Source organism: Corynebacterium sp. HMSC14B06, from assembly GCF_001807075.1.
In the GTDB taxonomy this organism is placed as follows: Bacteria; Actinomycetota; Actinomycetes; order Mycobacteriales; family Mycobacteriaceae; genus Corynebacterium; species Corynebacterium jeikeium_D.
Window position 1 is genome coordinate 127,783 of record NZ_KV787368.1, and the last position, 7,538, is coordinate 135,320.

5 protein-coding genes are annotated in these 7,538 nt (G+C 60.7%); all 5 read left to right on the top strand.

Features of this window, described 5'->3' with window-relative positions; all coding sequences use genetic code 11:
• Positions 1-61: 61 nt before the first annotated feature.
• The 5 genes from HMPREF3130_RS04590 to HMPREF3130_RS04610 all read left to right on the top strand — a co-directional run bounded on the left by HMPREF3130_RS04590 (position 62) and on the right by HMPREF3130_RS04610 (position 7,494).
• On the top strand, positions 62-1,660 hold the full coding sequence (locus HMPREF3130_RS04590) for a protein adenylyltransferase SelO family protein (RefSeq protein WP_070429421.1): 1,599 nt from the start codon (positions 62-64) through the stop codon (positions 1,658-1,660).
• A 475-nt stretch (positions 1,661-2,135) separates the two neighbouring features.
• Positions 2,136-3,881 carry a peptide ABC transporter substrate-binding protein gene (locus HMPREF3130_RS04595; RefSeq protein ID WP_069358931.1) on the top strand — a complete coding sequence of 582 codons (1,746 nt, stop codon included), beginning with the start codon at positions 2,136-2,138 and terminating at the stop codon, positions 3,879-3,881.
• A 4-nt stretch (positions 3,882-3,885) separates the two neighbouring features.
• Positions 3,886-4,812, top strand: coding sequence for an ABC transporter permease (locus HMPREF3130_RS04600; RefSeq protein ID WP_016421610.1), 927 nt, complete (start codon positions 3,886-3,888; stop codon positions 4,810-4,812).
• On the top strand, positions 4,805-5,815 hold the full coding sequence (locus HMPREF3130_RS04605) for an ABC transporter permease (RefSeq protein WP_070429422.1): 1,011 nt from the start codon (positions 4,805-4,807) through the stop codon (positions 5,813-5,815). Before HMPREF3130_RS04600 ends, HMPREF3130_RS04605 begins: the two co-directional genes overlap by 8 nt.
• Positions 5,812-7,494 (top strand): dipeptide ABC transporter ATP-binding protein, encoded by a 1,683-nt coding sequence (locus tag HMPREF3130_RS04610; RefSeq protein WP_070429423.1) that lies wholly within the window; start codon positions 5,812-5,814, stop codon positions 7,492-7,494. The genes HMPREF3130_RS04605 and HMPREF3130_RS04610 overlap by 4 nt, the downstream gene beginning before the upstream one ends.
• Positions 7,495-7,538: the final 44 nt, after the last annotated feature.

Here is a 7,538-nt window from a genome sequence, read left to right on the forward strand (position 1 = left end):
AGCACCGCTGAACGCACGAGCGCGGCAACACCTGTAAGGACATCCCCGTTAAACTGCGCACATGGCTAGAAACGTCGTTGATCTGCCCTCCGCACTGCCTGAACTCGCTATCGACCAGCAGGGGTTTGACGCCCCATCGCCGCAGCTCGTCGTGCTTAACGAGGAACTCGCGACCCAGCTCGGTCTCTCCCCACAGTGGCTCCGGTCAGACGCTGGCCTGAAGTTCCTCACTGGCCGCGGAGTCGGCAAGGAAACCGATACCCCACCCGGCGCATACACAACCCCGGTGTCCACGGCCTACGCCGGCCACCAGTTCGGTAACTTCGCAGGCCTACTCGGTGATGGTCGCGCGCTCTTGCTTGCCACAGTTGAGGCTGAACCGGGGCTGACTGGACTGCCGGATTACCCCAAAGAGACAACCCGCAGCGACAACACCCAGGCCTACGAGATTCAGGCGAAAGGCACCGGCCCCACACCCTTCTCCCGTGGCGGTGACGGCAAAGCCACGCTGACCTCCGCCCTGCGGGAGTACCTCATCAGCGAAGCCATGTATGCGCTCGGCATCCCCACCACCCGCGCGCTGGCGGTCATCAAAACCGGCGAAGAGATTTACCGCGGCTCGCAAACCCCATTCGACAACACCGACCCCACCACCGAACTTCAACCGGGCGGCATTGTCGTGCGCGTAGCATCCAGCCACCTGCGAGTTGGCACGTTCGAGCTGGTCGCACGCTCCGGAGCGGACACCGGAATCATGGACCGGCTCATCGACTTTGCCGCGCAGCGGCATGGCTACGAGGGTTCGGCGGAATCGGTTCTCCGGGACGTCGTCAAGCGGCAAGCCAATCTCGTTGCGGCGTGGCTGGCCTGCGGTTTTGTCCACGGCGTGATGAACACCGACAATGCCAGCATCGCGGGCGAGACCATCGACTTTGGGCCGTGTGCGTTTCTGGATGCGCACGATCCGCGGGCGGTGTTTAGCAGCATTGATCGCGGCGGTCGATACGCGTTCGGCGCGCAGCCAACAATCGCGGGGTGGAACATGTCGAAGCTCGCGGAGACTTTGCTACCGCATTTCGCAGGCACCCCGGAGGATGCCCTCACACGCGCCCGCGACATCCTGGGAGAATTCGCCGACGAATTCACCGATGCGCTCAGCCGCAGGTGGCTGCCCAAGTTGGGGATTCTCCCCTCGCTTTACGACGACCCGCTGGCCACCCCCTTGGTACAGCAGTGGCAGGCGTTGCTGGCGAAGTTTGGGCTCGACCACACGAATGCTCATCGGGCGCTGATTGAGGTTCTGGCCGATGGTGATGGGGATACAGTTGCTGCGTTGGCTGCGCTGACCAGGCTGACCGCTGATCCTGCGTTCCCCGCCGCCGCGGCTGAGTGGGGGCAGTTGTGGAAGCAGACGCGGGAAGAGCTGGGAATCGACCAGACGACGGCCCTGACACTTATGGAGGAAACGAATCCGCTGTATATTCCGCGAAACTACCTGGTCACGGAAGCGTTAGCGGCGGCAGGGGCGGGGGATCTGACCGACTACCGGCACCTGCTGGAGGCGGTAACCAACCCCTTTGAGTCGCAAGACGTCCCTGCGGGGTTCACGGAGCCGGCACCGCGGGAGTTGGGTGCTTTCCACTCGTACTGTGGGACTTAATGCGCTGCCTCTCCGCCTCCTCCAAAGTCCACTTCCTCTTCCAAAGCCCACTTCACGACACAGGTGTCACCTCGTGCCAGCTGTGGAGGGGGCATGAGGTGACACCTGTGTCGTGAAGTCGCGGATGGGGCCGGACAGGAGCCCGGCGGTGGGACAGCCAGAAATTCAGCAGCCCCAACCCCTGCGGGGGTGCCAGAATGTTACAACGTTGCACCACTGCACAGGATTAACTCCCCAATCGAGGGTAAAAGACACCGTCAAATAAGGGATGATTCGCCTGATTAATACTCATATGTTTTTGGACTTGTATGGTTAGAGACTGTATTGAACGGTCGTATCCAAACCTTAGAGTCCACCACACCCAAGTTGTCACCACCATTGCTTATGCAGGTGGGAGGTGGGTATCTAAGCCATTTGGAGTGAGCCGATCACCAAATTCATATCGCCTATCTGGCAGAATCTAGAAAGGCTCGCGATGCATAGACCCGTTGCCTCCGGCCCCTTCCACACCCGGCAGAAACTCCGGCGGAAGCTCCGACAGCGAGAGAAGTCCCGTGCCACAAAACTGCACGCAACAACGCTCAGCGGAAAAGGAAAGTTCACGCTGCATGTCCGCCAGATCCTGGCGGCTTTGCTGGTAATCGCCTTGCCAGGAAGCGCGCTCGCTGCCTGCAGCACTGACCAGCAACAGGTCGGCGCGGGGTTCATTGTGGTCCAGAACTCCGAACCACAGTCGCCGCTGTACACCACTGACACCAATGAAACCGGTGGTGGCGATATCCTCCGCATGCTCTACTCAGGTCTGGTGCGCTACGACACCGACGGCTCGATGATCCTGGACCATGCGGCAGAAATTAAGCCCAACGAGGACTCGACTCATTTCGACATCACGCTGAAACCGGGCTGGACCTTCCACAACGGCGAACCAGTCACCGCGCAGAGCTACATCGATGCCTGGAATTACGCCGCCTACGGACCGAACCTGCAGAAGCAGCAGTCCTTCTTCGCCAACGTGCAGGGTTTTGATGCTGTTTCGGGAGAAAAGGCCACGGAGAAAACACTCTCCGGCCTGAAAAAGGTCGATGACCTGAGGTTCACCGTGGATCTGACCAACCCAGATTCTTCCTTCCCGCTCAGCCTCGGCTATGTCGCGTTTATGCCGCTGCCGAAGGCCGCGTTCGAAGACAAGAAGGCTTTCGGTGAACACCCAATCGGCAATGGACCGTACAAGATGGCCGAAGGCCGCGCTTGGCTGCACAACAACCAGCTAACTGTGGTTCGCAATGATGACTTCGCCGGTGAGCACAAGGCCCGTAACAACGGCCTGGTATACCGCTTCTACTCGGACGTGGACACCGCATATGCAGACCTCCAGGCAGGCCGCCTGGACACGCTGCCACGCACAATTCCACCAACAGCCCTGGCCAGCTTCGAAACGGACTTCCCCGACTCCAGCGCAAACGTCCCGACCTCGTCTTCGCAGTACTTCGCAATTCCGCGAAATCTGCCAGGTTTTTCGGGTGAAGAGGGCAAGCTTCGTCGTCAAGCGATTTCCATGGCGATTGACCGGAAACTGATCACTGAGAAGATTTTCTTCGACACCCGCACCCCGGCGCGCGAGTTCAGCTCGTTGACGCTCGGCGACCTTGACCCGAACGTACCTGGCCAAGAGGTGCTGGAATACAACCCGAAGAAGGCCCGCCAACTGTGGGCCGAAGCCAACAAAATTGCACCGTTTACCGGCTCGTTCGACATCGCCTACAACGCCGACGGCGGACACCAGCAGTGGGTCGAAGCGGTGACCAACATGATTGGCGAAACCCTCGGCATCGATTCCCACGGCAAGGCCTACCCGACCTTCAAGCAGTTGCGCGATGAAATCTCCAACGAGACCATCACCAGCGGCTACCGCACTGGCTGGTCAGCGGACTACCCGTCAGTGGCCAACTACATGATCCCGCAGTTCGTCACTGGCGGTTCCTCGAATGACTACCACTACTCGAACCCGGAGTTCGACAAGCTGATTCAGGAGGCGGCCTCGGCAAAGAGCGCAGAAGATGCCAAGCCAATTTATGTCAAGGCTCAGTCTGTGCTGATGGAGGACCTGCCAGCGATTCCGCTGTGGTACCCCAATGCTTCGGTGGCGTGGAACCCGAAGCTGCGCAATGCCGTAGTGATGTGGGACGGCATCTTGGACTACCCAATGATTGAGAAGGACTAGCACCATGGGTTGGTATATCGGAAAGAGACTCCTACAGATGGTGCCGGTATTCTTCGGTGCCACACTGCTGATTTATGCAATGGTCTTCGCCATGCCAGGCGACCCCATTGCCGCACTGGCTGGCGATAAGCAGCTGCCACCGGAGCAGGTCGCAGCACTGCGCGCCCACTACCACCTGGATGAGCCTTTCCTCGTCCAGTACTGGGAGTACCTCAAGGGCCTGTTCACCCTGGATATGGGCGAGACCTTCTCCGGTCGCTCGGTCGGCGAGGAAATCGCGCTGGCCTTCCCTATTACGATTCGCCTGGCGCTGATGGCCGTTGCCATTGAGGCCATTTTCGGTATCGGCCTCGGCGTTATTGCCGGTATGCGCAAGGGTGGCTTCTTCGACTCCACCGTTCTGGTGATGTCCCTGCTGGTTATCGCAACTCCGACCTTCGTGCTCGGCTTCGTGGCCCGCTACCTCTTCGGTGTGCGCTGGGAGATTGTCTCCCCCACCGTTGGTAGCGATGCCTCCTTTACCTCCCTGCTGCTGCCGGCATTCGTGCTGGGTCTCGTCTCGGTTGCTTATGTTCTGCGACTGACGCGCTCCGAGGTCTCGTCGGCACGCCATGCCGACTTCGTGCGCACTGCCCGCGCCAAGGGCTTGCCAACCTCTGAAGTCACCCGCCGCCACATCTTGCGTAACTCGCTGATTCCCGTTGTGACCTTCATCGGCGCTGATCTCGCGGCTCTGATGGGCGGCGCAATTGTCACCGAGGGCATCTTCAACGTGCCAGGTATCGGTGGCCTGATCTTCCACGCCGTCCAGATTGGTGAAGCTCCCACCGTGGTCAGCATCGTGACCATCCTGGTGGTTATTTACATGTTCGCCAACTTGCTCATCGACTTGCTCTACGCAGTCCTGGATCCGAGGATTCGTTATGCCTAAGCCAGATTCGACGCAGTTAGATTCGACGCAGCCAGAAAAGCAGTCCAACGCCGCGCATACCGGCACCGCACAGTCCGGCACCACCCAGGCCAACGCCGCACAGGCACCAAACCCGGCGACGAACCCCGACCACAAGCAGTTGCCGGATACCCCACCACTGGGGCTCTGGGGTTCGGCCTGGCAGAACCTGCGTTACCGCCCACTGTTCTGGGTTTCCGCATTCATTATTTTGCTCTCCATCGCAGTGGCCGCGTTCCCGTCGCTGTTCACCTCTGTGGACCCGACGGCGGCAAACCTGCGTGACTCGCTGGCCCCAGCCCGCGACGGCCACCCGATGGGCTTCACTCAGCAGGGCTACGACGTCTACGCCCGTGTCATCTACGGTGCCCGCGCCTCGGTCATCGTCGGCATCGGCGTCACCCTTGCCGTGACCGTGGTGGGCATCATCCTCGGTGCCATCGCTGGCTATCTCGGCGGTTGGGTCGACGCGGTGCTCTCCCGCATCACGGACATGTTCTTTGCCATCCCCCTGATTCTCGCCGGCATCGTGCTGATGCAGCTGTTTACCGAACGCACCATTTGGTCCGTGGTCTTCGTGCTCGCTGCTTTCGGCTGGCCGCAGATGGCGCGCGTGGTGCGCTCCTCGGTGATCTCAGTGAAAAACGAGGAATACGTCACCGCCTCCAAGGCGCTCGGTCTGTCCAGCACTGGCATTCTCTTCCGCCATGTGCTGCCGAACTGCCTCGCCCCTGTCATCGTCATGGCCACGACCTCGCTGGGTATTTACATCGTCGCCGAGGCCACGCTGTCCTACTTGGGCATTGGCTTGCCGACGACCACCGTTTCCTGGGGCAACGACATCTCTGTCGCACAGCAGGTGCTCCGCCAGGCCCCGTCCAACCTGTTCTGGCCAGCACTCGCCCTGGCGATTACCGTTCTCGGCTTCATCCTCATGGGTGACGCTTTGAAGGATTCTCTCGACCCGAAGGAGCGTCGTCGATGAGCACCGACACCAATACTTCCGCAGCGCCCATTCTCACCTTGAAGGATGTCTGCATTGGCTTTCCGACGACCACAGCGTCCGGCCGCCGCAGTAAATCGTTGACCGATGTGGTGCATGACGTCAACCTGGAGGTTTTCCCCGGTGAGACGGTCGCCATTGTCGGCGAGTCCGGCTCGGGTAAGTCCACCACTGTCCACGCCGCGCTGGGGCTGTTGCCCGGGGATGGTGAAGTCACCGGTGGCACCATCACCTTCGATGGCCGTGACATCACACACTTGACGGACCGCGAGTTTGTTAGCATCCGCGGCAACGGCATTGGCCTGGTCCCCCAGGATCCGATGACCAACCTCAATCCGGTGTGGACTATCGGTTCCCAGATTAAGGAGGCGCTGCGCGCCAATAACATCGCCACTGGCTCTGAAGCCCACAAAAAGTCGATTGAGCTGCTGGAACAGGCCGGCCTGCCGAATGCTAAAAAGCGCATCGACCAATACCCGCACGAGTTCTCCGGTGGTATGCGCCAGCGCGCACTTATCGCGATGGGCTTGGCCGCGCACCCAAAGGCACTGATTGCCGATGAGCCCACTTCCGCGCTCGACGTGACCGTGGCGAAGAAGATCCTCGACCACCTCGACAAGCTCACTAGCGAACTCGGCACGTCCGTGGTGCTTATTACTCATGACCTCGGTTTGGCTGCCGAGCGCGCTGACCGACTCGTCGTTATGCAAGCAGGACGTGTCGTGGAGACCGGCCCTGCCCTGGAAGTCCTCACTCGCCCGCAGCATCCATACACCAAGCAGCTGATCGCGGCGGCTCCGTCGCTGGCTGCCCGGCGCGGTGATCGCGTGGTGGCGGCGCCGACGACATCGGATGCGGATCAGAAGGAGATTCTGGTCGCGAAGAACTTGGTGCGCGACTTTGCCATCCCCGGCGACCGTCCGTGGCGCAAGGATTCCTTCCGCGCCGTCGATGACATCAGCTTTACGCTGCGCCGCGGTCGCACCATCGGTATCGTGGGCGAGTCCGGTTCCGGCAAGTCCACCGTGGCCAACATGGCGCTGGGGCTACTCGATCCCACCGAGGGCGAAGTGCTTTTCGACGGTAACCGCGTCCAGGGCCGGAATCGTAAAGAAGAGCTGGAACTGCGGCGTCGCATTCAGCCGATTTTCCAGAACCCGTATGCGACGCTGGACCCGATGCGTACAGTGCACTCCTCCATTGAGGAGCCGCTGCGGATTCACAAGATTGGCACCAAGAAGGAACGTGAACAGCGCGTATTCGAGCTGCTCGACCGCGTCGCGCTGCCCGCGGAGATGGGTCGCCGCTTCCCCGGTGAACTGTCGGGTGGTCAGCGACAGCGTGTGGCGATTGCGCGTGCGCTGGCCCTGAACCCTGAGGTTGTGGTCTGTGACGAGGCAGTATCGGCCCTCGACGTGGTGGTGCAGGCTCAGGTGCTCGAACTGCTCGCTGAGCTGCAGGAAGAGATGGATTTGGCCTACCTCTTTATTACGCACGACCTCGCTGTGGTGCGGCAGGTGGCTGATGAGGTCATCGTGATGGAGCACGGCAAGATGGTTGAACACCGTCCGACCGACGATCTCTTCGACCACCCGGAGAAGGAATACACCCAGCGGCTGCTGGACGCCATCCCAGGTGCGTCGTTGGATTTGGATCTGTAGCTGGGCGGTGCCGCCCGTTACCTTGTGAGTGTCCCCGATAATGG

Excerpts from the sequence above, each read along its gene's own strand:
- HMPREF3130_RS04590 (WP_070429421.1), top strand. The coding sequence starts at position 62 with ATGGCTAGAAACGTCGTTGATCTGCCCTCCGCACTGCCTGAACTCGCT.
- HMPREF3130_RS04595 (WP_069358931.1), top strand. The coding sequence starts at position 2,136 with ATGCATAGACCCGTTGCCTCCGGCCCCTTCCACACCCGGCAGAAACTC.
- HMPREF3130_RS04600 (WP_016421610.1), top strand. The coding sequence starts at position 3,886 with ATGGGTTGGTATATCGGAAAGAGACTCCTACAGATGGTGCCGGTATTC.
- HMPREF3130_RS04605 (WP_070429422.1), top strand. The coding sequence starts at position 4,805 with ATGCCTAAGCCAGATTCGACGCAGTTAGATTCGACGCAGCCAGAAAAG.
- HMPREF3130_RS04610 (WP_070429423.1), top strand. The coding sequence starts at position 5,812 with ATGAGCACCGACACCAATACTTCCGCAGCGCCCATTCTCACCTTGAAG.